The 21,727-nt window shown below is 52.9% G+C and carries 18 protein-coding genes, 1 pseudogene and 1 riboswitch; of the genes and pseudogenes, 7 read left to right on the top strand and 12 right to left on the bottom strand.

Going from position 1 to position 21,727, the window contains the following annotated elements:
- Nucleotides 1-3: 3 nt before the first annotated feature.
- Nucleotides 4-1,068, bottom strand: coding sequence for a uroporphyrinogen decarboxylase (gene hemE / locus ACJHW7_RS23550; RefSeq protein WP_000137660.1), 1,065 nt, complete (start codon nt 1,066-1,068; stop codon nt 4-6).
- A 39-nt stretch (nt 1,069-1,107) separates the two neighbouring features.
- Nucleotides 1,108-1,881 carry an NAD(+) diphosphatase gene (gene nudC, locus ACJHW7_RS23545; RefSeq protein WP_000373940.1) on the bottom strand — a complete coding sequence of 258 codons (774 nt, stop codon included), beginning with the start codon at nt 1,879-1,881 and terminating at the stop codon, nt 1,108-1,110.
- 94 nt (nt 1,882-1,975) lie between these two features.
- Between nudC and rsd the strand changes: the two genes are divergently transcribed.
- The 7 genes from rsd (at nt 1,976) to thiH (ending at nt 8,049) form a co-directional block, all read left to right on the top strand.
- Nucleotides 1,976-2,452 (top strand): sigma D regulator, encoded by a 477-nt coding sequence (gene rsd / locus ACJHW7_RS23540; protein ID WP_000934302.1) that lies wholly within the window; start codon nt 1,976-1,978, stop codon nt 2,450-2,452.
- Nucleotides 2,453-2,503: 51 nt separating this feature from the next.
- Nucleotides 2,504-2,604, top strand: a riboswitch (TPP riboswitch).
- 80 nt (nt 2,605-2,684) lie between these two features.
- Nucleotides 2,685-4,580: a phosphomethylpyrimidine synthase ThiC gene (thiC, locus tag ACJHW7_RS23535; RefSeq protein ID WP_001276928.1), complete on the top strand. Its 1,896-nt coding sequence runs from the start codon at nt 2,685-2,687 to the stop codon at nt 4,578-4,580.
- Nucleotides 4,580-5,215: a thiamine phosphate synthase gene (gene thiE / locus ACJHW7_RS23530; RefSeq protein WP_021557405.1), complete on the top strand. Its 636-nt coding sequence runs from the start codon at nt 4,580-4,582 to the stop codon at nt 5,213-5,215. Before thiC ends, thiE begins: the two co-directional genes overlap by 1 nt.
- Complete coding sequence (gene thiF / locus ACJHW7_RS23525; RefSeq protein ID WP_001318171.1) at nt 5,208-5,963, top strand: thiazole biosynthesis adenylyltransferase ThiF; 756 nt, start codon at nt 5,208-5,210, stop codon at nt 5,961-5,963. The genes thiE and thiF overlap by 8 nt, the downstream gene beginning before the upstream one ends.
- Nucleotides 5,947-6,147 (top strand): sulfur carrier protein ThiS, encoded by a 201-nt coding sequence (gene thiS, locus ACJHW7_RS23520; protein WP_001166232.1) that lies wholly within the window; start codon nt 5,947-5,949, stop codon nt 6,145-6,147. The genes thiF and thiS overlap by 17 nt, the downstream gene beginning before the upstream one ends.
- A 1-nt stretch (nt 6,148) precedes the next feature.
- The gene (gene thiG, locus ACJHW7_RS23515) at nt 6,149-6,919 is read left to right on the top strand and encodes a thiazole synthase (RefSeq protein ID WP_021557404.1); all 771 of its coding nucleotides are present in this window, start codon (nt 6,149-6,151) and stop codon (nt 6,917-6,919) included.
- The gene (gene thiH / locus ACJHW7_RS23510; RefSeq protein ID WP_040235142.1) at nt 6,916-8,049 is read left to right on the top strand and encodes a 2-iminoacetate synthase ThiH; all 1,134 of its coding nucleotides are present in this window, start codon (nt 6,916-6,918) and stop codon (nt 8,047-8,049) included. The genes thiG and thiH overlap by 4 nt, the downstream gene beginning before the upstream one ends.
- Before the next feature lie 409 nt (nt 8,050-8,458).
- Here thiH and ACJHW7_RS23505 read toward each other — a convergent pair whose 3' ends face one another.
- The 10 genes and pseudogenes from ACJHW7_RS23505 to tuf all read right to left on the bottom strand — a co-directional run.
- Nucleotides 8,459-8,998 (bottom strand): heat-shock protein C, encoded by a 540-nt coding sequence (locus ACJHW7_RS23505; RefSeq protein ID WP_021557402.1) that lies wholly within the window; start codon nt 8,996-8,998, stop codon nt 8,459-8,461.
- 212 nt (nt 8,999-9,210) lie between these two features.
- Nucleotides 9,211-13,434, bottom strand: coding sequence for a DNA-directed RNA polymerase subunit beta' (rpoC, locus tag ACJHW7_RS23500; protein WP_021557401.1), 4,224 nt, complete (start codon nt 13,432-13,434; stop codon nt 9,211-9,213).
- Between the two features lie 76 nt (nt 13,435-13,510).
- Nucleotides 13,511-17,539 (bottom strand): DNA-directed RNA polymerase subunit beta, encoded by a 4,029-nt coding sequence (gene rpoB, locus ACJHW7_RS23495; protein WP_000263098.1) that lies wholly within the window; start codon nt 17,537-17,539, stop codon nt 13,511-13,513.
- A gap of 319 nt (nt 17,540-17,858) precedes the next feature.
- Nucleotides 17,859-18,224 (bottom strand): 50S ribosomal protein L7/L12, encoded by a 366-nt coding sequence (gene rplL, locus ACJHW7_RS23490; protein ID WP_000028878.1) that lies wholly within the window; start codon nt 18,222-18,224, stop codon nt 17,859-17,861.
- Between the two features lie 66 nt (nt 18,225-18,290).
- Nucleotides 18,291-18,788 carry a 50S ribosomal protein L10 gene (rplJ, locus tag ACJHW7_RS23485; RefSeq protein WP_001207201.1) on the bottom strand — a complete coding sequence of 166 codons (498 nt, stop codon included), beginning with the start codon at nt 18,786-18,788 and terminating at the stop codon, nt 18,291-18,293.
- A 291-nt stretch (nt 18,789-19,079) separates the two neighbouring features.
- Nucleotides 19,080-19,784, bottom strand: coding sequence for a 50S ribosomal protein L1 (rplA, locus tag ACJHW7_RS23480; RefSeq protein WP_001096684.1), 705 nt, complete (start codon nt 19,782-19,784; stop codon nt 19,080-19,082).
- A gap of 3 nt (nt 19,785-19,787) precedes the next feature.
- The gene (gene rplK / locus ACJHW7_RS23475) at nt 19,788-20,216 is read right to left on the bottom strand and encodes a 50S ribosomal protein L11 (RefSeq protein WP_001085926.1); all 429 of its coding nucleotides are present in this window, start codon (nt 20,214-20,216) and stop codon (nt 19,788-19,790) included.
- A gap of 158 nt (nt 20,217-20,374) precedes the next feature.
- Nucleotides 20,375-20,920, bottom strand: coding sequence for a transcription termination/antitermination protein NusG (gene nusG, locus ACJHW7_RS23470; protein WP_001287516.1), 546 nt, complete (start codon nt 20,918-20,920; stop codon nt 20,375-20,377).
- 1 nt (nt 20,921) lies between these two features.
- Nucleotides 20,922-21,305, bottom strand: coding sequence for a preprotein translocase subunit SecE (gene secE, locus ACJHW7_RS23465; protein WP_001275702.1), 384 nt, complete (start codon nt 21,303-21,305; stop codon nt 20,922-20,924).
- Between the two features lie 229 nt (nt 21,306-21,534).
- Nucleotides 21,535-21,727 (bottom strand): annotated as a pseudogene (gene tuf, locus ACJHW7_RS23460) (elongation factor Tu); the annotation flags it as partial.

Raw genomic sequence — 21,727 nt, 5'->3', positions numbered from 1 at the left:
TCCTTAGCGGTGATACTGTTCAGACAGTCGATGCACTGCCTCCACGAACACGCCAGCATGTTCTGGCGGCACATCCTGATGAATGCCGTGACCAAGGTTAAAGACATGACCTTCGCCGTGACCGAAACCTGCAAGTATAGTCTCTACTTCTTCTTCAATGCGGGCAGGCGGCGCGTACAGCATCGACGGATCCATATTACCCTGCAACGCGACTTTATTGCCCACACGGCGGCGCGCATCGGCGATGTCCGTTGTCCAGTCGAGGCCCAGCGCATCGCAACCGGTTTCTGCCATGGCTTCCAGCCACTGTCCGCCGCCTTTGGTAAACAGCGTGACCGGTACGCGGCGACCGTCGTTTTCACGCAGTAAACCATCAACAATTTTATGCATGTAATAAAGCGAGAACTGTTGATAATCGCGCCCGGTAAGCACGCCGCCCCAGGTGTCGAAAATCATCACAGCCTGAGCACCGGCTTTAATCTGCGCATTCAGATACAAAGTGACGCTTTTCGCCAGTTTATCGAGTAGAGCGTGCAGCGCCTGCGGATCGGCATACATCATTTTTTTGATCACGGTGAAGGCTTTGCTGCTGCCGCCTTCCACCATGTAGGTTGCCAGCGTCCACGGGCTGCCGGAAAAACCAATCAGCGGCACTTCGCCTTTCAGTTCGCGACGAATGGTACGCACCGCGTTCATCACGTAACCCAGCTCATCTTCCGGGTCCGGAATTGGCAGTTTATCGACGTCGGCTTTGCAGGTGACTGGCGAGGTAAAACGCGGACCTTCTCCGGCTTCAAAATAGAGCCCTAACCCCATCGCGTCCGGCACGGTGAGGATATCGGAAAAGAGGATCGCCGCATCCAGCGGGTAGCGACGCAGCGGTTGCAAAGTCACTTCGCACGCCAGCTCGGCGTTTTTGCACAGCGACATAAAATCGCCCGCCTGGGCGCGCGTGGCTTTATATTCCGGTAGATAGCGACCCGCCTGGCGCATCATCCATACTGGAGTGACATCAACGGGCTGGCGCAGCAGCGCCCGCAGATAACGATCGTTTTTAAGTTCGGTCATTTTGGCTGTTCCTTAGTGCGTCAGGCGGTCAGTGTATCATCACTCATACTCTGCCCGACACATCGCCACCGTATCTTCTATCAGACGGCGCGCTACGGTGCCGGGCGGCGGGAGTAACGGCAAATCGTCATAGCGATACCAGTTCGCCTCGAGCAATTCTTTCGGGTCGATCACGATGTCGCCGCTGTCATATTCCGCCATAAACGCGGTCATTAAAGACTGAGGAAACGGCCACGGCTGAGAAGTCACGTAACGCAAGTTTTTAACTTTAATTCCGCTCTCTTCCATCACTTCCCGCGCGACTGCCTGCTCGAGGGTTTCGCCCACTTCGACGAATCCGGCAAGTACTGTATGGACACCGTTACGATGGCGGGTATGCTGGGCGAGGAGGATCGAATCATCGCGACGGATGGCAACAATAATGCAGGGGGCGATTTGCGGGTAGTAACGCTCACGGCAATGGCTGCACAGCATCGCCCATTCGGTTTTGCTCGGATACATTTCATGCCCGCAGTAACCACAGTATTTATGCGATCGGTAAAACTCCGCCAGTTGTACGCCTCGTCCGGCCAGTTGAAACAGCCCAACATCGAGATCAATGACCTGACGTACCGACCCCATATCGTGACGCCGCTGCTGTTGTACTAACCAAACAGGTTCCCCCTGCCATTCGCCGATTTGTAGTGCGCGCTGACCCACAAGATCGAAATTTGCCGCTTCGCCATATGGCAATTCTCCCTTCGGCAACCATAATTTTTGTTCATGGCTGACGACCCACCAGCCGTGATCTAATTTTTCAATTATACGATCCATAGCTCTTGCACTACCTTTGCATCACTGGCATGTTTAACATGGTTTTTACATTTCTCACTGAGCAGTTTTTGAATACAAACTTGCGGAGTCAATCATGCTTAACCAGCTCGATAACCTGACGGAGCGCGTCAGAGGAAGTAACAAACTGGTTGATCGCTGGCTACATGTACGTAAGCATCTGCTCGTGGCTTACTACAATCTGGTTGGCATTAAGCCTGGCAAAGAATCGTACATGAGGCTAAACGAAAAAGCCCTTGATGATTTTTGTCAGAGCCTGGTCGATTACTTGTCTGCCGGACATTTCAGTATTTATGAGCGCATTCTTCATAAGCTGGAAGGCAACGGGCAACTCGCGCGCGCCGCGAAGATTTGGCCGCAACTCGAAGCCAATACTCAACAGATTATGGATTACTACGATTCCAGTCTGGAAACCGCCATCGATCATGATAATTACCTTGAGTTTCAACAGGTTTTATCTGACATCGGCGAGGCGCTGGAAGCGCGCTTTGTGCTGGAAGATAAGCTGATTCTGCTGGTGCTTGACGCCGCCCGCGTCAAACATCCTGCTTGAGTTCTGCGCTGTTAACGCGTAATTTACATTCAATGCCCCATTTGCGGGGCTAATTTCTTGTCGGAGTGCCTTAACTGGCTGAGACCGTTTATTCGGGATCCGCGGAACCTGATCAGGCTAATACCTGCGAAGGGAACAAGAGTTAATCTGCTATCGCATCGCCCCTGCGGCGATCGTCTCTTGCTTCATCCGTCGTCTGACAAGCCACGTCCTTAACTTTTTGGAATGAGCTATGTCTGCAACAAAACTGACCCGCCGCGAACAACGCGCCCGGGCCCAACATTTTATCGACACCCTGGAAGGCACCGCCTTTCCCAACTCAAAACGCATTTATATCACTGGCACACACCCCGGCGTGCGCGTGCCGATGCGTGAGATCCAGCTTAGCCCGACGCTAATTGGCGGTAGCAAAGAACAGCCGCAGTACGAAGAAAACGAAGCGATTCCGGTCTACGACACCTCCGGCCCGTATGGTGATCCGCAGATTGCCATTAACGTGCAGCAAGGGCTGGCAAAACTACGCCAGCCGTGGATCGATGCGCGCGGCGATACCGAAGAACTTACCGTGCGCAGTTCCGATTACACTAAAGCGCGGCTGGCAGATGATGGCCTCGACGAACTGCGTTTTAGCGGCGTACTAACACCAAAACGCGCCAAAGCAGGACGCCGTGTCACCCAACTGCACTACGCCCGCCAGGGCATCATCACGCCGGAAATGGAATTCATCGCCATCCGCGAGAATATGGGCCGCGAGCGCATCCGTAGCGAAGTTTTACGCCACCAGCATCCGGGAATGAGCTTTGGCGCACGTCTGCCGGAAAATATCACTGCGGAATTTGTCCGTGATGAAGTTGCTGCCGGACGTGCGATTATCCCGGCCAACATTAATCATCCGGAATCGGAGCCGATGATTATTGGTCGCAATTTCCTGGTAAAAGTTAACGCCAATATCGGCAACTCGGCGGTCACCTCTTCCATCGAAGAAGAAGTGGAAAAGCTGGTATGGTCCACGCGCTGGGGAGCGGATACGGTGATGGATCTCTCCACCGGTCGCTATATTCACGAAACCCGCGAGTGGATTTTGCGTAACAGCCCGGTGCCGATCGGTACAGTGCCGATCTACCAGGCGCTGGAGAAGGTTAACGGGATCGCCGAAGATCTTACCTGGGAAGCGTTCCGCGACACGCTGCTGGAACAGGCCGAGCAAGGTGTGGATTACTTCACTATCCATGCGGGGGTGCTGCTGCGCTATGTGCCGATGACCGCGAAACGCCTGACCGGTATCGTCTCGCGCGGCGGTTCGATTATGGCGAAATGGTGCCTCTCCCATCATCAGGAAAATTTCCTCTATCAACACTTCCGCGAAATTTGTGAAATCTGTGCCGCTTATGACGTTTCGCTGTCGCTGGGCGACGGTCTGCGCCCCGGTTCTATTCAGGACGCCAACGATGAAGCACAGTTTGCCGAGCTGCATACGCTGGGCGAACTGACCAAAATTGCCTGGGAATATGACGTGCAGGTGATGATTGAAGGCCCAGGCCACGTGCCGATGCAGATGATCCGCCGCAATATGACCGAGGAGTTAGAGCACTGCCACGAAGCGCCGTTTTACACTCTGGGGCCGCTAACTACCGATATTGCGCCGGGCTATGACCACTTCACGTCGGGGATTGGTGCGGCGATGATTGGCTGGTTTGGCTGCGCGATGCTCTGTTACGTAACGCCAAAAGAGCATCTGGGTCTGCCTAATAAAGAAGATGTTAAGCAGGGGCTTATCACCTATAAGATTGCCGCCCACGCCGCTGACCTGGCGAAAGGGCATCCGGGCGCGCAAATTCGCGATAACGCCATGTCGAAAGCCCGCTTCGAATTTCGCTGGGAAGACCAGTTTAATCTGGCCCTCGACCCGTTTACCGCCCGCGCTTATCACGATGAAACCCTGCCCCAAGAGTCCGGCAAAGTCGCCCATTTTTGCTCCATGTGTGGACCGAAATTTTGCTCGATGAAAATCAGCCAGGAAGTGCGTGATTACGCCGCCACGCAAACTATTGAAATGGGAATGGCGGATATGTCGGAGAACTTCCGTGCCAGAGGCGGAGAAATCTACCTGCGTAAGGAGGAAGCGTGATGTATCAGCCTGATTTTCCTCCTGTACCTTTTCGTTTAGGACTGTACCCGGTGGTGGACAGCGTACAGTGGATCGAACGTCTGTTGGATGCAGGCGTACGTACTCTCCAGCTACGCATCAAAGATCGGCGCGATGAAGAGGTGGAAGCCGATGTCGTGGCGGCAATTGCGCTGGGCCGCCGCTATAACGCGCGATTGTTTATCAACGATTACTGGCGGCTGGCGATCAAGCATCAGGCGTATGGCGTCCATTTGGGGCAGGAAGATTTGCAAGCCACCGATCTCAATGCCATCCGCGCGGCAGGCCTGCGGCTGGGCGTTTCGACACATGACGATATGGAAATCGACGTCGCGCTGGCAGCACGCCCCTCTTATATCGCGCTGGGACATGTGTTCCCGACGCAAACCAAACAGATGCCTTCTGCACCGCAGGGGCTGGAACAGCTGGCACGGCATGTTGAGCGCCTGGCGGATTATCCCACCGTGGCGATTGGCGGTATCAGTCTGGCGCGTGCGCCTGCGGTGATAGCAACGGGTGTCGGCAGTATCGCCGTCGTCAGCGCCATTACTCAAACCGCAGACTGGCGTTTGGCAACGGCACAGTTGCTGGAAATTGCAGGAGTTGGCGATGAATGACCGTGATTTTATGCGTTATAGCCGCCAAATCCTGCTCGACGATATCGCTCTTGACGGGCAGCAAAAACTGCTCGACAGCCAGGTGCTGATTATCGGTCTTGGCGGGCTGGGTACACCTGCTGCGCTATACCTGGCGGGCGCTGGCGTCGGGACGCTGGTACTGGCAGATGACGACGATGTGCATTTAAGCAATCTGCAACGACAAATCCTCTTTACCACTGAAGATATCGATCGCCCGAAATCGCAGGTCAGCCATCAGCGACTGACACAGTTGAATCCCGATATTCAACTGACAGCATTACAACAACGGTTAACGGGTGAGGCGTTAAAAGATGCGGTTGCACAAGCCGATGTGGTGCTCGACTGTACCGACAATATGGCGACTCGCCAGGAGATTAATGCCGCCTGCGTGGCACTCAACACGCCGCTTATCACCGCCAGCGCGGTCGGATTTGGCGGTCAGTTGATGGTACTGACGCCGCCCTGGGAGCAGGGGTGTTACCGCTGCCTGTGGCCAGATAACCAGGAGCCAGAACGCAACTGCCGCACGGCGGGCGTGGTTGGCCCGGTGGTCGGGGTTATGGGCACTTTGCAGGCACTGGAAGCCATTAAGTTATTAAGCGGTATAGAGACGCCTGCGGGAGAACTCCGACTGTTCGACGGTAAGTCGAGCCAGTGGCGCAGCCTGGCGTTGCGCCGCGCCAGTGGTTGCCCGGTATGCGGAGGAAGCAATGCAGATCCTGTTTAACGATCAACCGATGCAGTGCGCCGCCGGGCAAACTGTTCACGAACTACTGGAGCAACTCGACCAACGACAAGCGGGCGCGGCTCTGGCGATTAATCAGCAAATCGTCCCACGTGAGCAGTGGACGCAACATATCGTGCAGGATGGCGACCAGATCCTGCTTTTTCAGGTTATTGCAGGGGGTTGAGATGTTACGTATTGCGGACAAAACGTTTGATTCACATCTGTTTACCGGCACCGGGAAATTCGCCTCTTCACAACTGATGGTAGAGGCAATCCGCGCTTCCGGCAGCCAGCTGGTGACACTGGCGATGAAACGTGTCGACTTGCGCCAGCACAACGACGCTATCCTCGAACCGCTTATCGCGGCGGGTGTGACCCTGCTGCCGAATACTTCCGGGGCGAAAACAGCGGAAGAAGCCATTTTCGCCGCCCATCTGGCACGTGAAGCGTTAGGCACAAGCTGGCTAAAATTGGAGATTCACCCTGACGCCCGCTGGCTGTTGCCCGATCCCATCGAAACCCTGAAAGCCGCCGAAACGCTGGTACAACAGGGATTTGTCGTGCTGCCTTACTGCGGGGCCGATCCGGTATTGTGTAAACGTCTGGAAGAAGTCGGCTGTGCAGCGGTGATGCCGCTCGGCGCGCCGATTGGCTCGAATCAGGGACTGGAAACCCGCGCCATGCTGGAGATTATTATCCAGCAGGCCACAGTGCCGGTGGTTGTCGATGCTGGCATCGGCGTTCCCAGCCATGCCGCGCAGGCGCTGGAAATGGGGGCCGACGCGGTGTTAGTGAATACGGCAATTGCCGTCGCGGACGATCCCGTCAACATGGCGAAGGCATTTCGTCTGGCGGTAGAAGCAGGCCTGCTGGCACGTCAGGCCGGACCGGGCAGCCGCAGTTATTTTGCTCATGCCACCAGCCCGCTGACCGGATTTCTGGAGGCATCGGCATGAAAACCTTCAGCAATCGCTGGCGACAACTGGACTGGGACGACATCCGCCTGCGTATCAACGGCAAAACGGCTGCTGACGTAGAGCGGGCGCTAAATGCCTCGCAACTCACCCGCGACGACATGATGGCGCTGTTATCGCCAGCCGCCAGTGGCTATCTGGAACCACTGGCCCAACGGGCGCAGCGCCTGACCCGTCAGCGTTTTGGCAACACAGTTAGTTTCTACGTCCCGCTTTATCTTTCCAATCTTTGCGCTAACGACTGCACGTACTGCGGATTTTCCATGAGTAATCGCATCAAGCGCAAAACGCTGGACGAAGCGGATATTGCCAGGGAAAGCACCGCTATACGGGAGATGGGCTTTGAACATCTGCTTTTAGTCACCGGTGAACATCAGGCGAAAGTGGGGATGGATTACTTTCGTCGTCATCTCCCTGCCCTGCGTGAACAGTTCTCTTCACTACAGATGGAAGTACAGCCGCTGGCGGAGACGGAATACGCCGAGTTAAAGCAACTTGGTCTGGATGGCGTGATGGTTTATCAGGAGACATATCACGAGGCGGCTTATGCCCGCCATCATCTGAAAGGCAGAAAACAGGACTTCTTCTGGCGGCTGGAAACGCCGGATCGGCTGGGCCGTGCGGGGATTGATAAGATAGGCCTCGGCGCGCTAATTGGCCTTTCCGACAGCTGGCGCGTTGACTGCTATATGGTTGCAGAACATTTGCTATGGCTGCAACAGCACTACTGGCAAAGCCGCTACTCTGTCTCCTTCCCACGCCTGCGTCCATGTACTGGCGGCATTGAGCCTGCGTCGATTATGGATGAACGCCAGTTAGTGCAAACCATCTGCGCCTTCCGGCTGCTTGCACCGGAGATTGAACTGTCACTCTCCACGCGGGAATCACCGTGGTTTCGCGATCGCGTTATTCCGCTGGCAATTAATAACGTCAGCGCTTTTTCGAAAACGCAGCCAGGTGGCTATGCCGACAATCACCCCGAGCTGGAACAGTTCTCACCGCACGACGATCGCAGACCGGAAGCGGTTGCTGCCGCGTTAACCGCTCAGGGTTTGCAGCCGGTATGGAAAGACTGGGACAGCTATCTGGGACGCGCCTCGCAAAGACTATGAGACGGAATGTAAGGACGTAAATTTATTCCGAGCCGCTACGGAAGATGAAAAACGCAAGGTTGTTGAAAGCGTTGTGTTTTTTTATGGTAGTGCCGTCAGCAGGAATGTTGTCCAGGGCGAAAAGCTTCTTCCTCGTTTCGCCCTGCCTTTCTTAAAAATTCCGTAATGCAAAGTCTGAAGCCATCGCCTGTTGAGCAATGAAAGAGATCTGATTGTAAGAGAGTAAATACTCAACTATGATAGAGACGAAAATAAGAACACATGTTCTCATCTTCCAGGATGCAGCAGACTGAAGAAATTCAGACATCCCGCAACCTGCGATTATCGCAAGGTCAAGGCAAAGTCCGGTAATGGCGTTCTGAATACCAGAGATAATTCTCTGGCGAAACCCACCTTAAGGTGGGTTTTGTTATTTTGAGGGCTGAGGAAGCTGCTTATTTCTCAATAAGTTGTAGGCAATGGTGAAAAATTTCACTGATTTACCTTTCTGTTTTTCAGAAATGGGATAAGCGCTAGTTACATGCAAACGGAGTTTTTTCTTTTCCCTGAAAGCCCTGAACGCAACAAAGTAAAATGCCTTATCTCCTCCGTCTAAGTCCACCTCAATCACGGCATAGCTACCATACCCGGCATGAATAACGTTGCTTTCTGGCAGCGCCAAAATAGTTCTTTTTAAGTGTGTGCGCGCTAAGTTATAACGGTGCTGGCAGAAGGGACAAGATTCTTTAGGCGCGTGGTACATTAACGATTGTTTTTCTTCGTTCGTCTGATGTTCATAATCTTTTGTGAAGCAGTGAAGAGAGTAGGTAACCCAAAAGCGATACTCTAAAGGCTCTTTGCCCTCATGATGCTGAACGTAGACAGCCTGATGAGCATCAAGAAATGATAAATCACGAATATCACCATCCGGATGTCCAAAAGGTCGCCACTTTTCCACTTCCTGTTTCATTCTCGTTCCTTAAGAAAGTTACACAGGAATAGTATCGAATCCTTGCCGAGTTTGACTCAATTAGTTCAGTCAGTTTCAGGATATTAGTCATCTCTACATTGATTATGAGTATTCAGAAATTCCTTAAATATTCTGACAAATGCTCTTTCCCTAAACTCCCCCCATAAAAAAACCCGCCGAAGCGGGTTTTTACGTTATTTGCGGATTAACGATTACTCGTTATCAGAACCGCCCAGACCTGCGTTCAGCAGTTCTGCCAGGCTGGCAGATGCGTCTTCTGCAGTCACCTGCGGTGCAGCCGGAGCATCACCCGCAGCACGGCGACGCATACGATCCTGGTGGTACGCGTAACCGGTACCTGCCGGGATCAGACGACCCACGATAACGTTCTCTTTCAGGCCGCGCAGTTCGTCGCGTTTGCCCGCAACGGCTGCTTCGGTCAGCACGCGAGTGGTCTCCTGGAACGATGCCGCGGAGATGAAGGACTCGGTTGCCAGAGACGCTTTGGTGATACCCAGCAGATCGCGGGAGTAAGTTGCACCCACTTTGCCGTTCGCTTCCAGTTCGCGGTTTGCGATCTTGACGCGAGAGTATTCAACCTGTTCGCCTTCCAGGAAGTCGGAGCTGCCCGCGTTAACGATGGTAGCTTTACGCAGCATCTGACGAACGATAACTTCGATGTGTTTATCGTTAATCTTAACGCCCTGCAGACGGTATACGTCCTGTACTTCGTTAACGATGTAACGAGTCACAGCATGAACACCACGCAGACGCAGAATGTCGTGCGGCGCTTCCGGACCGTCGGAAATTACGTCACCACGTTCTACACGTTCACCTTCGAACACGTTGAGCTGACGCCATTTCGGAATCATCTCTTCGTACGGATCGCTACCGTCTACCGGGGTGATAACCAGACGACGTTTACCTTTGGTTTCTTTACCGAAGGAAACGATACCGCTGATTTCAGCCAGGATTGCCGGCTCTTTCGGACGACGTGCTTCGAACAGGTCCGCAACGCGCGGCAGACCACCGGTGATGTCCTTGGTACCGCCGGATTCCTGCGGAATACGCGCCAGGGTGTCACCAGAGCTGATCTGTACGCCATCTTCCAGCTGAACAATCGCTTTACCCGGCAGGAAGTACTGCGCAGGCATATCGGTACCAGGGATCAGAACGTCGTTACCCTGAGCATCAACGATTTTCAGTGCCGGACGCAGATCTTTACCACCTGCGGTACGTTCTGCGGAATCCAGAACCACCAGCGAAGACAGACCGGTCAATTCGTCGGTCTGACGCGTAATGGTCTGGCCGTCGATCATGTCAGTAAAGCGTACAAAACCGCTTACTTCGGTGATAACCGGCATGGTGTGCGGGTCCCAGTTTGCAACGGTTTCGCCGCCAGCAACCTGTTCGCCATCGCCTTTTGCCAGTACCGCACCGTAAGGCACTTTGTAGCTTTCTTTGGTACGACCGAATTCGTCGATCAGTTTCAGTTCGGTGTTACGGGAAGTGATAACCAGTTTACCGCTGGAGTTCACAACCGACTTCACGTTGCTGAGCTTGATGCTACCTTTGTTTTTCACCTGGATGCTGGATTCAGCAGCCGCACGAGATGCCGCACCACCGATGTGGAACGTACGCATGGTCAGCTGTGTACCCGGTTCACCGATGGACTGTGCCGCGATAACACCGATTGCTTCACCCTTGTTGATGATGTGGCCACGCGCCAGGTCACGACCGTAGCAGTGCGCACATACACCAAAGTCGGTGTCACAAGATACAACAGAACGTACTTTAACCGCGTCGACAGAGTTCTCTTCCAGCAGGTCACACCACTGTTCGTGCAGCAGCGTGTTGCGCGGAACGAGGATATCAGCAGTACCCGGCTTCAGAACGTCTTCAGCAGTTACACGACCCAGTACGCGATCGCGCAGCGGCTCTTTAACGTCACCACCTTCGATAACCGGAGTCATCATGATACCTTCATGGGTACCACAATCGTCTTCGGTAACCACCAGGTCCTGCGCCACGTCAACCAGACGACGAGTCAGGTAACCGGAGTTCGCAGTTTTCAGTGCGGTATCCGCCAGACCTTTACGAGCACCGTGGGTGGAGATGAAGTACTGGAGTACGTTCAGACCTTCACGGAAGTTCGCGGTGATTGGCGTTTCGATGATGGAGCCATCCGGCTTCGCCATCAGACCACGCATACCAGCAAGCTGACGAATCTGTGCCGCAGAACCACGCGCACCGGAGTCGGCCATCATGTAGATGCTGTTGAAGGAAACCTGCTTCTCTTCCTGACCGTCACGGTTAATCACGGTTTCAGTTTGCAGGTTATCCATCATCGCTTTGGATACACGATCGTTCGCCGCAGCCCAGATATCGATAACTTTGTTGTAGCGTTCGCCCGCAGTTACCAGACCAGACTGGAACTGCTCCTGAATTTCAGCAACTTCTGCTTCTGCCTCGGAGATGATTTCGTGTTTCTTCTCCGGGATGACCATGTCATCGATACCAACAGATGCACCAGAACGCGCTGCATAGGCAAAGCCGGTGTACATGATCTGGTCCGCAAAAATAACGGTCGGTTTCAGACCGAGAATGCGGTAGCAGGTGTTCAGCATTTTGGAGATTGCTTTTTTACCCAGCGCCTGGTTGACGATGGAGTAAGGCAGACCTTTCGGTACAATCATCCACAGAATGGCACGGCCAACAGTCGTGTCTTTCAGGCTGGTTTTCGCTACTAATTCACCGTTAGCATCTTTTTCATACTCGGTGATACGCACTTTAACGCGCGCATGCAGAGAAGCCAGACCAGAGCGATACAGACGTTCTGCTTCTTTCGGGCCAGTCAGCACCATGCCTTCGCCTTTGGCGTTAACACAGTCACGAGTCATGTAGTACAGACCCAGTACAACGTCCTGAGACGGAACGATGATTGGTTCGCCGTTCGCCGGGGACAGGATGTTGTTGGTAGACATCATCAGCGCACGCGCTTCCAGCTGGGCTTCCAGCGTCAGCGGTACGTGAACAGCCATCTGGTCACCATCGAAGTCGGCGTTATATGCCGCACAAACCAGCGGGTGCAGCTGGATAGCTTTACCTTCGATCAGTACCGGTTCAAATGCCTGGATACCCAGACGGTGCAGAGTCGGTGCACGGTTCAGCAGTACCGGGTGTTCGCGGATAACTTCGTCCAGGATATCCCAAACGACAGCTTCTTCGCGCTCAACCATTTTCTTCGCAGCTTTAATGGTGGTAGCAAGACCACGCAGTTCAAGCTTGCCGTAGATGAACGGTTTGAACAGCTCCAGCGCCATTTTCTTCGGCAGACCGCACTGATGCAGACGCAGGTATGGACCTACGGTGATTACAGAACGACCGGAGTAGTCAACACGCTTACCGAGCAGGTTCTGACGGAAACGACCCTGTTTACCTTTGATCATGTCGGCCAAAGATTTCAGAGGACGCTTGTTAGAACCAGTGATCGCACGACCGCGACGACCGTTATCCAACAGAGCGTCTACCGCTTCCTGCAGCATACGTTTTTCGTTACGTACGATGATATCCGGCGCAGCCAGATCCAGCAGACGTTTCAGACGGTTGTTACGGTTAATGACGCGACGATACAGATCGTTCAGGTCAGAAGTCGCGAAACGACCACCATCCAGCGGAACCAGCGGACGCAGATCTGGCGGCAGTACCGGCAGAACGGTCAGGATCATCCACTCTGGTTTGTTACCAGACTGAACGAACGCTTCCAGCAGTTTGATACGCTTGGTCAGCTTTTTACGCTTGGTTTCGGAGTTGGTTTCGTTCAGCTCTTCACGCAGCTGTTCGCACTCTTGCTCCAGATCCATGCTCTTCAGCAGGGCCTGGATTGCTTCCGCACCCATTTTCGCGTCGAATTCGTCACCGAACTCTTCCAGCGCGTCCAGATACTGCTCTTCAGTCAGGATCTGCTGACGTTCCAGGTTGGTCATACCGCCTTCGATAACCACATAGGATTCGAAGTACAGTACGCGTTCGATATCGCGCAGCGGCATATCGAGCAGCAGGCCGATACGGGACGGCAGCGATTTCAGGAACCAGATGTGCGCAGTCGGGGAAGCCAGTTCGATGTGGCCCATACGCTCACGGCGTACTTTAGTCTGGGTCACTTCAACGCCACACTTCTCACAGATGACGCCACGGTGTTTCAGGCGCTTGTACTTACCGCACAGGCACTCGTAATCTTTTACCGGCCCAAAGATACGGGCGCAGAAAAGGCCGTCACGTTCTGGTTTGAACGTACGGTAGTTGATGGTTTCCGGCTTTTTAACTTCACCGAAAGACCATGAACGGATCATGTCTGGCGAAGCCAGAGCAATTTTGATCGCATCAAACTCTTCGGTTTTAGTCTGCGCTTTCAGAAACTTTAATAAATCTTTCACGGATTTGCTCCCGTCGGAGTTAGCACAATCCGCTGCCGGGTTTTACCCCGACAGCAGTGACCTGTTTGAGCGAGAATTACTCGTCTTCCAGTTCGATGTTGATACCCAGCGAACGAATCTCTTTCAACAATACGTTGAAGGATTCTGGCATGCCCGGCTCCATCTGATGGTTGCCGTCCACGATGTTTTTATACATCTTAGTACGACCGTTCACGTCATCAGACTTAACGGTGAGCATTTCCTGCAGGGTGTATGCTGCGCCGTATGCTTCCAGCGCCCACACTTCCATCTCCCCGAAACGCTGACCACCGAACTGTGCCTTACCACCCAGCGGCTGCTGAGTAACCAGGCTGTAAGAACCGGTGGAACGCGCGTGCATCTTGTCGTCGACCAGGTGGTTCAGTTTCAGCATGTACATGTAACCAACGGTTACCGGACGTTCGAACTGTTCACCAGTGCGGCCGTCGTACAGGCGGATCTGACCAGAAGTCGGCAGGTCGCCAAGTTTCAGCAGCTCTTTAATTTCTGCTTCTTTCGCACCGTCGAACACCGGCGTTGCGATTGGCATACCTTTGCGCAGGTTTTCAGCCAGACGCATAACTTCTTCATCGCTGAAGGTACTCAGGTCAACTTTCTGACGAACGTCAGCGCCCAGATCGTACGCACGCTGGATGAATTCACGCAGTTTCGCGACTTCCTGCTGCTGTTTCAGCATGGCGTTGATCTTGTCGCCGATACCTTTCGCAGCCATACCCAAGTGGGTTTCGAGGATCTGACCGATGTTCATACGAGACGGTACGCCCAGCGGGTTCAGTACGATGTCTACCGGCGTACCGTTTTCATCGTAAGGCATATCTTCGATCGGGTTGATCTTAGAAATTACACCCTTGTTACCGTGACGACCTGCCATCTTGTCACCAGGCTGGATACGGCGTTTAACCGCCAGATATACCTTAACAATCTTCAGCACGCCCGGTGCCAGATCGTCGCCCTGGGTGATTTTGCGGCGTTTCGCTTCGAGTTTCTTCTCGAACTCGTGTTTCAGTTCGTCATACTGCTCAGCCAGCTGTTCCAGCTGATTTTGTTTCTCTTCGTCGGTCAGGCCCAGCTCCAGCCAGCGATCGCGCGGCAGTTTGTCGAGCTTCTCAGCTTCAACGCCACCGGCTACCAGCACAGCACGGATACGGCTGAACAGACCCGCTTCGAGGATCTGCAGTTCTTCAGACAGGTCTTTCTTCGCCTGTTTGAGCTGCATTTCTTCGATTTCCAGCGCACGTTTGTCTTTTTCTACGCCATCGCGAGTAAAGACCTGAACGTCGATAACCGTACCGGATACACCGTTTGGTACGCGCAGAGAAGAGTCTTTAACGTCAGAGGCTTTCTCACCGAAGATCGCACGCAGCAGTTTTTCTTCTGGGGTCAGCTGAGTTTCACCTTTCGGCGTTACCTTACCAACCAGAATGTCGCCACCGGTCACTTCCGCACCAATGTAAACGATACCGGATTCATCCAGTTTGGAGAGCGCAGCTTCACCCACGTTCGGGATGTCAGCGGTGATCTCTTCCGGCCCCAGCTTGGTGTCACGGGACACACACGCCAGTTCCTGAATGTGGATGGTGGTGAAACGGTCTTCCTGAACAACACGCTCGGATACGAGGATGGAGTCTTCGAAGTTGTAACCATTCCACGGCATGAACGCTACGCGCATGTTCTGACCAAGCGCCAGTTCACCGAGGTCGGTGGACGGACCGTCTGCCAGCACGTCGCCACGTTCAACCGGTTCACCCAGAGACACACACGGCATCTGGTTGATACAGGTGTTCTGGTTAGAACGGGTGTATTTGGTCAGGTTGTAGATGTCGATACCTGCTTCACCCGGATACATCTCGTCTTCGTTAACTTTGATAACGATACGGGAAGCATCCACGTACTGAACGACACCACCACGTTTAGCTACCGCAGTTACACCGGAGTCAACGGCAACAGCACGTTCCATACCAGTACCAACCAGCGGCTTATCAGCACGCAGAGTCGGAACGGCCTGACGTTGCATGTTCGCACCCATCAATGCACGGTTGGCGTCATCGTGTTCCAGGAACGGGATCAGGGACGCACCGACGGATACCACCTGCTGGGTGGATACGTCCATGTAGTCAACCTGGTCGCGGCTGAACAAGCTGGATTCGCCTTTGCTACGGCAGGTTACCAGGTCTTCTACGAAGTGGCCTTCTTCATCCAGGTTGGAGTTCGCCTGGGCGATAACGTAGTTGCCTTCTTCGATAGCAGACAGGTAGTGAATTTCGTCAGTTACAACACCGTCGGTCACTTTACGATACGGAGTCTCAAGGAAGCCGTATTCGTTAGTCTGTGCGTACACGGACAGAGAGTTGATCAGACCGATGTTCGGACCTTCAGGGGTTTCGATTGGACATACGCGACCGTAGTGAGTCGGGTGTACGTCTCGAACTTCGAAGCCTGCACGTTCACGGGTCAGACCGCCTGGGCCGAGTGCGGAGATACGACGTTTGTGCGTAATCTCAGACAGCGGGTTGTTCTGGTCCATAAACTGAGACAGCTGGCTGGAACCGAAGAACTCTTTCACTGCTGCGGAAATCGGCTTGGCGTTGATCATATCCTGAGGCATCAGGGTATCCAGATCGCCCAGAGACAGACGCTCTTTCACCGCACGCTCTACACGTACCAGGCCAACGCGGAACTGGTTTTCCGCCATTTCGCCAACGGAACGGATACGACGGTTGCCGAGGTGGTCGATATCATCGACTTCACCTTTACCGTTACGGATATCGATGAGCTTTTTCATAACATCAATGATGTCGTCTTTGCTCAGGATACCGGAACCTTCGATTTCTTCGCGCAGCAGAGAACGGTTGAACTTCATACGACCAACCGCAGACAAGTCATAACGGTCTTCAGAGAAGAACAGGTTCTCGAACAGGCTTTCAGCTGCTTCACGAGTCGGCGGCTCGCCAGGGCGCATCATGCGGTAGATTTCTACCAGTGCGCTCAGACGGTCGTTAGTTGGGTCGACACGTAAGGTTTCAGAGATATACGGGCCGTGATCCAGGTCGTTGGTGAACAGCGTTTCGATACGCTTGTGACCAGACTGGCTCAGCTTAGCCAGCAGATCCAGGCTCAGCTCCATGTTCGCTGCGCAGATCAGCTCGCCGGTAGACTCATCAATATAGTCTTTAGCAACCACTTTACCCGCGATGTACTCAACCGGGACTTCGATCAGTTTGACGTCGTCTTTTTCCAGCTGGCGAATGTGGCGCGCAGTGATACGGCGGCCTTTTTCTACGTACACTTTACCGTTAGCTTCGATGTCAAAAGATGCGGTTTCACCACGCAGGCGTTCCGGCACCAGTTCCATCTGCAGCTTGTTATCACGGATTTCAAAGATAACTTTTTCAAAGAACAGGTCGAGGATCTGCTCTGTGGTGTAGTTCAGGGCGCGCAGAATGATGGTCGCAGGCAGTTTACGGCGACGGTCGATACGTACGAACAGGTTGTCCTTCGGATCGAATTCGAAGTCCAGCCAGGAACCACGGTAAGGGATGATGCGCGCGTTATACAGCACTTTACCCGAAGAGTGGGTTTTACCTTTGTCGGAGTCAAAGAAGACGCCCGGACTACGGTGCAGCTGGGAAACGATAACACGCTCAGTACCGTTGATAACAAAGGTACCGTTGTCTGTCATGAGCGGAATTTCGCCCATGTAGACTTCTTGTTCTTTAATGTCTTTTACGGTGCCTTCCGGCGCTTCGCGCTCATAGATCACCAGACGCAGTTTAACGCGCAGCGGTGCGGAATAGGTCACGCCACGGATTTGACATTCCTGGACGTCAAACACCGGTTCGCCAAGGCGGTAGCTGACGTATTGCAGCTCGGAATTACCGCTGTAGCTCTGAATCGGGAATACGGAACGGAAAGCAGCTTCCAGACCATACTGCCCTTCAGGATCTTGCTCGATAAATTTCTGAAACGAGTCAAGCTGGATAGAAAGGAGATAAGGTACATCCAGAACTTGTGGACGTTTACCAAAATCCTTACGAATACGTTTTTTCTCGGTATAGGAGTAAACCATAGGGTTCCTCAGCTCGCTGACAAGTCGACCCATCTGTCCATTGAGCGGACAGTTTGTGCAACACTATTTTGTTGACCGGAAAATGGAACACTTTCCGCAATGCCTGTTGCTATCACGCTTAAACCATTTCATTGCGATTTACACAGAACGGACGTCCTGTCGCAGTATATTAAGTCGTCGATAGAAACAAGCATTGAAAGGCACAGCAGTAGTCAAACAGTGTGAAACGCTACTGGCGCCTTACAGCGCAAAAAGGCTGGTGACTAAAAAGTCACCAGCCATCAGCCTGATTTCTCAGGCTGCAACCGGAAGGGTTGGCTTATTTAACTTCAACTTCAGCGCCAGCTTCTTCCAGAGCTTTTTTCAGTGCTTCTGCGTCGTCTTTGCTCACGCCTTCTTTCAGAGCAGCCGGTGCAGATTCTACCAGGTCTTTAGCTTCTTTCAGACCCAGGCCAGTTGCGCCACGTACTGCTTTGATAACAGCAACTTTGTTAGCGCCAGCAGCTTTCAGAATTACGTCGAATTCAGTTTTTTCTTCAGCAGCTTCAACCGGGCCAGCAGCTACAGCTACAGCAGCAGCAGCGGAAACACCGAATTTTTCTTCCATTGCAGAGATCAGTTCTACAACGTCCATTACAGACATAGCTGCAACTGCTTCAATGATTTGATCTTTAGTGATAGACATTTAAATTGTTCCTGAATATCAGAATAAGTTTATACGTAAGCGAATGCGTTAAAAAGATAACTGCGATTAAGCAGCTTCTTTCGCATCGCGTACAGCAGCCAGAGTACGAACCAGTTTGCCAGCCGAAGCTTCTTTCATGGTTGCCATCAGGCGTGCAATTGCTTCTTCGTAGGTCGGCAGAGTTGCCAGGCGGTCGATCTGAGACGCCGGGATCAGCTCACCTTCAAAGGCAGCGGCTTTGACCTCAAATTTTGCATTCGCTTTCGCGAACTCTTTGAACAGACGAGCAGCAGCGCCCGGGTGTTCCATAGAGTATGCAATCAGGGTCGGACCAACAAACGCGTCTTTCAGGCACTCGAACGGAGTACCTTCAACAGCACGGCGCAGCAGGGTGTTACGAACAACACGCATGTATACGCCAGCTTCGCGACCTGCTTTACGCAGTTCAGTCATTTTATCTACAGTTACGCCACGGGAATCCGCAACTACTGCAGACAGCGCGCCTTTGGCTACTTCGCTGACTTCAGCAACAATCGCTTGTTTGTCTTGAAGATTTAAAGCCATTAGCTTTGCTCCTGGATGTTTGCCAGAGAAAATCTCTGGAACTCACTTCACTCCTCCAAACGGAGAGAGCGTCTTAATTACGGTGAGCAGAAACAAGCCAGAATATAAAAGAATAATCTTAGCGTTCTGTCACCGTCTACGCAGGGGATTAAGTTTCTTGCGAAACTCCTGCGGTCTTCGACGGAGGCCTGGATAGGCCAGGCTCCAACGAACAAATCTTTTTAGCTGCTAACTTTCGTTAGCATACGTGGGGGTAAGATTGTAGACAAAATCACCGCCCACGTAAAGGCATTAGTTTACAGAAGCGCTCAGGCCAGCCTGGTCAACTGCAACACCTGCACCCATGGTGGTGGAGATGCTAACTTTCTTGATGTACACGCCTTTCGCCTGAGTCGGTTTTGCTTTTTTCAGCGCAACCAGCAGAGCTTCCAGGTTTTCTTTCAGTTTGTCAGCGTCAAAGTCCACTTTACCGATGGTGGTGTGGATGATGCCGTTTTTGTCGTTACGGTAACGAACCTGGCCAGCTTTAGCGTTTTTAACCGCTTCAGCAACGTTCGGCGTTACAGTACCCACTTTCGGGTTTGGCATCAGGCCGCGCGGACCCAGAACCTGGCCCAGCTGGCCAACAACGCGCATTGCATCCGGAGAAGCAATAACAACGTCAAAGTTCATTTCGCCTTTCTTGATCTGGTCAGCCAGATCTTCCATACCTACCAGTTCAGCACCTGCAGCTTTAGCAGCTTCAGCGTTTGCACCCTGGGTAAATACGGCTACGCGAACGGAACGGCCAGTACCGTGCGGCAGTACAGTTGCACCACGTACGTTCTGGTCAGATTTACGAGCGTCGATGCCGAGGTTAACAGCAACGTCCACGCTTTCTACGAATTTAGCAGTCGCCAGCTCTTTCAGCAGAGCGATAGCTTCGTTGATGTCGTACTGTTTAGTTGCATCAACTTTCTCGCGGATAACACGCATGCGCTTGGTCAGTTTAGCCATTTCTTAGTCCTCCACTACCAGGCCCATGGAACGTGCAGTACCTTCGATGGAGCGAGTCATCGCTTCAATGTCGGCACCAGTCATGTCGGCAGCTTTGGTCTGCGCGATTTCCTGCAGCTGAGCGCGGGAAATTTTACCCACTTTGTCTTTGTTCGGCTTACCGGAACCAGACTTGATACCAGCCGCTTTTTTCAGCAGAACTGCTGCCGGCGGAGTCTTGGTAACGAAAGTGAAAGAACGGTCAGCGTAAACGGTGATTACTACCGGAATCGGCAGACCTTTTTCGATGGAATCAGTTTTTGCGTTGAACGCTTTGCAGAATTCCATGATGTTTACGCCCTGCTGACCCAGAGCCGGACCTACTGGCGGACTCGGGTTAGCCATACCAGCTGCAACCTGCAGCTTGACATAGGCTTGTACTTTCTTAGCCATTATAAATTCCTCAAGTTGGGTAATAACGCCTCTGAGAGGCTCCCCGTGATATAAAAAATCGTTTTACGGGCAAGGCCCATAAAAACAAAAGGCGCGAAATTGTATTCCAATCTCGCGCCTTGTGCAACGATTAAATCGCCGCTTTTTTGATCGCTGGGTTAGGCTTTTTCAACCTGGCTGAAGTCCAGCTCTACCGGGGTCGCACGACCGAAGATAGAAACAGACACTTTCAGACGAGATTTCTCGTAATCCACTTCTTCAACAACACCGTTGAAGTCAGCGAACGGACCATCATTAACACGGACCATTTCACCCGGTTCAAACAGCGTTTTCGGACGCGGCTTATCACCAACCTGCTGCAGGCGGTTCATAATCGCATCGACTTCTTTATCGCTGATTGGCGCAGGACGATCGGAAGTACCGCCGATGAAGCCCATCACACGCGGTACGCTGCGCACCAGGTGCCAGCTCGCGTCGTTCATCACCATCTGAACGAGGACGTAGCCAGGGAAGAATTTACGTTCGCTTTTGCGACGCTGACCGCCACGGATTTCAACCACTTCTTCGGTTGGTACCATGACTTCACCAAACAAATCTTCCATGTTGTGTAATTTGATATGCTCACGCAGCGACGTTGCTACGCGGCCTTCAAAACCGGAAAACGCCTGAACGACGTACCAGCGCTTTTTAGGAGCTTCAGACATCTCAGAACCTCAGGCCAGTGATAAAGGATACCAGGCGAACCAGAATACCATCCAGTCCCCACAGGATCAGTGACATTACTGCGGTAACCGCAGCCACAATCAGCGTGGTGTGCAATGTTTCCTGGCGAGTCGGCCAAATGACCTTACGGACTTCGGTACGCGCTTCACGGGCAAAAGCAACGGTAGCTTTACCTTTTGTCGTTAACAGCGCGACACCACCCGCTGCAGCAATCAGAATTACTACGGCCAGCGCACGCAGCGGCAGCATAATGTCGCGATAAAGGTAGTTGCCGACAATCGCCACCAGGAGCAATGCCACCACAACGACCCACTTCATCGCTTCCAGGCCGCGCCCGCTTCCTTGAGCTTCGGTATTCGCACTCATAAACCAACCTGTCAGAAGTATTCTACAAACATTTTCACCCCGCGATCGCGAGGCAAACCAAATCGAAACGCGTATTAGCTTTTCGGATTATACGCCCTCAACAGAGCCTGTCTCAGCAATGATTATGACAAAGAAAATCACTGATGAGCCAGGTTCTGGTACGAAAGCGTGCAAAAAGGGCATCAAATGATGCCCTTTTAGTGCGCATTGCGTCAAATGTTATCGGCAATTAGCTCAGAACTTTTGCTACAACGCCCGCGCCAACGGTACGGCCGCCTTCACGGATTGCGAAACGCAGACCGTCGTCCATAGCGATCGGGTGGATCAGGGTAACAACCATTTTGATGTTGTCGCCCGGCATTACCATCTCTACGCCTTCCGGCAGTTCGATGGTACCAGTCACGTCAGTAGTACGGAAGTAG

The organism is Escherichia sp. WS1152 (assembly GCF_046487665.1).
GTDB classification, from domain to species: domain Bacteria; phylum Pseudomonadota; class Gammaproteobacteria; order Enterobacterales; family Enterobacteriaceae; genus Escherichia; species Escherichia coli.
The sequence above is the reverse complement of the archived record's forward strand: the minus strand, read 5'-3'. Positions and strand labels throughout refer to the sequence as shown.

Excerpts from the sequence above, each read along its gene's own strand:
- hemE (WP_000137660.1), bottom strand. The coding sequence starts at position 1,068 with ATGACCGAACTTAAAAACGATCGTTATCTGCGGGCGCTGCTGCGCCAG.
- nusG (WP_001287516.1), bottom strand. The coding sequence starts at position 20,920 with ATGTCTGAAGCTCCTAAAAAGCGCTGGTACGTCGTTCAGGCGTTTTCC.
- thiC (WP_001276928.1), top strand. The coding sequence starts at position 2,685 with ATGTCTGCAACAAAACTGACCCGCCGCGAACAACGCGCCCGGGCCCAA.
- ACJHW7_RS23505 (WP_021557402.1), bottom strand. The coding sequence starts at position 8,998 with ATGAAACAGGAAGTGGAAAAGTGGCGACCTTTTGGACATCCGGATGGT.
- thiS (WP_001166232.1), top strand. The coding sequence starts at position 5,947 with ATGCAGATCCTGTTTAACGATCAACCGATGCAGTGCGCCGCCGGGCAA.
- thiH (WP_040235142.1), top strand. The coding sequence starts at position 6,916 with ATGAAAACCTTCAGCAATCGCTGGCGACAACTGGACTGGGACGACATC.
- rsd (WP_000934302.1), top strand. The coding sequence starts at position 1,976 with ATGCTTAACCAGCTCGATAACCTGACGGAGCGCGTCAGAGGAAGTAAC.
- rplL (WP_000028878.1), bottom strand. The coding sequence starts at position 18,224 with ATGTCTATCACTAAAGATCAAATCATTGAAGCAGTTGCAGCTATGTCT.
- thiF (WP_001318171.1), top strand. The coding sequence starts at position 5,208 with ATGAATGACCGTGATTTTATGCGTTATAGCCGCCAAATCCTGCTCGAC.
- rplA (WP_001096684.1), bottom strand. The coding sequence starts at position 19,784 with ATGGCTAAACTGACCAAGCGCATGCGTGTTATCCGCGAGAAAGTTGAT.
- nudC (WP_000373940.1), bottom strand. The coding sequence starts at position 1,881 with ATGGATCGTATAATTGAAAAATTAGATCACGGCTGGTGGGTCGTCAGC.
- secE (WP_001275702.1), bottom strand. The coding sequence starts at position 21,305 with ATGAGTGCGAATACCGAAGCTCAAGGAAGCGGGCGCGGCCTGGAAGCG.
- thiG (WP_021557404.1), top strand. The coding sequence starts at position 6,149 with ATGTTACGTATTGCGGACAAAACGTTTGATTCACATCTGTTTACCGGC.
- rplJ (WP_001207201.1), bottom strand. The coding sequence starts at position 18,788 with ATGGCTTTAAATCTTCAAGACAAACAAGCGATTGTTGCTGAAGTCAGC.
- rplK (WP_001085926.1), bottom strand. The coding sequence starts at position 20,216 with ATGGCTAAGAAAGTACAAGCCTATGTCAAGCTGCAGGTTGCAGCTGGT.
- thiE (WP_021557405.1), top strand. The coding sequence starts at position 4,580 with ATGTATCAGCCTGATTTTCCTCCTGTACCTTTTCGTTTAGGACTGTAC.
- rpoB (WP_000263098.1), bottom strand. The coding sequence starts at position 17,539 with ATGGTTTACTCCTATACCGAGAAAAAACGTATTCGTAAGGATTTTGGT.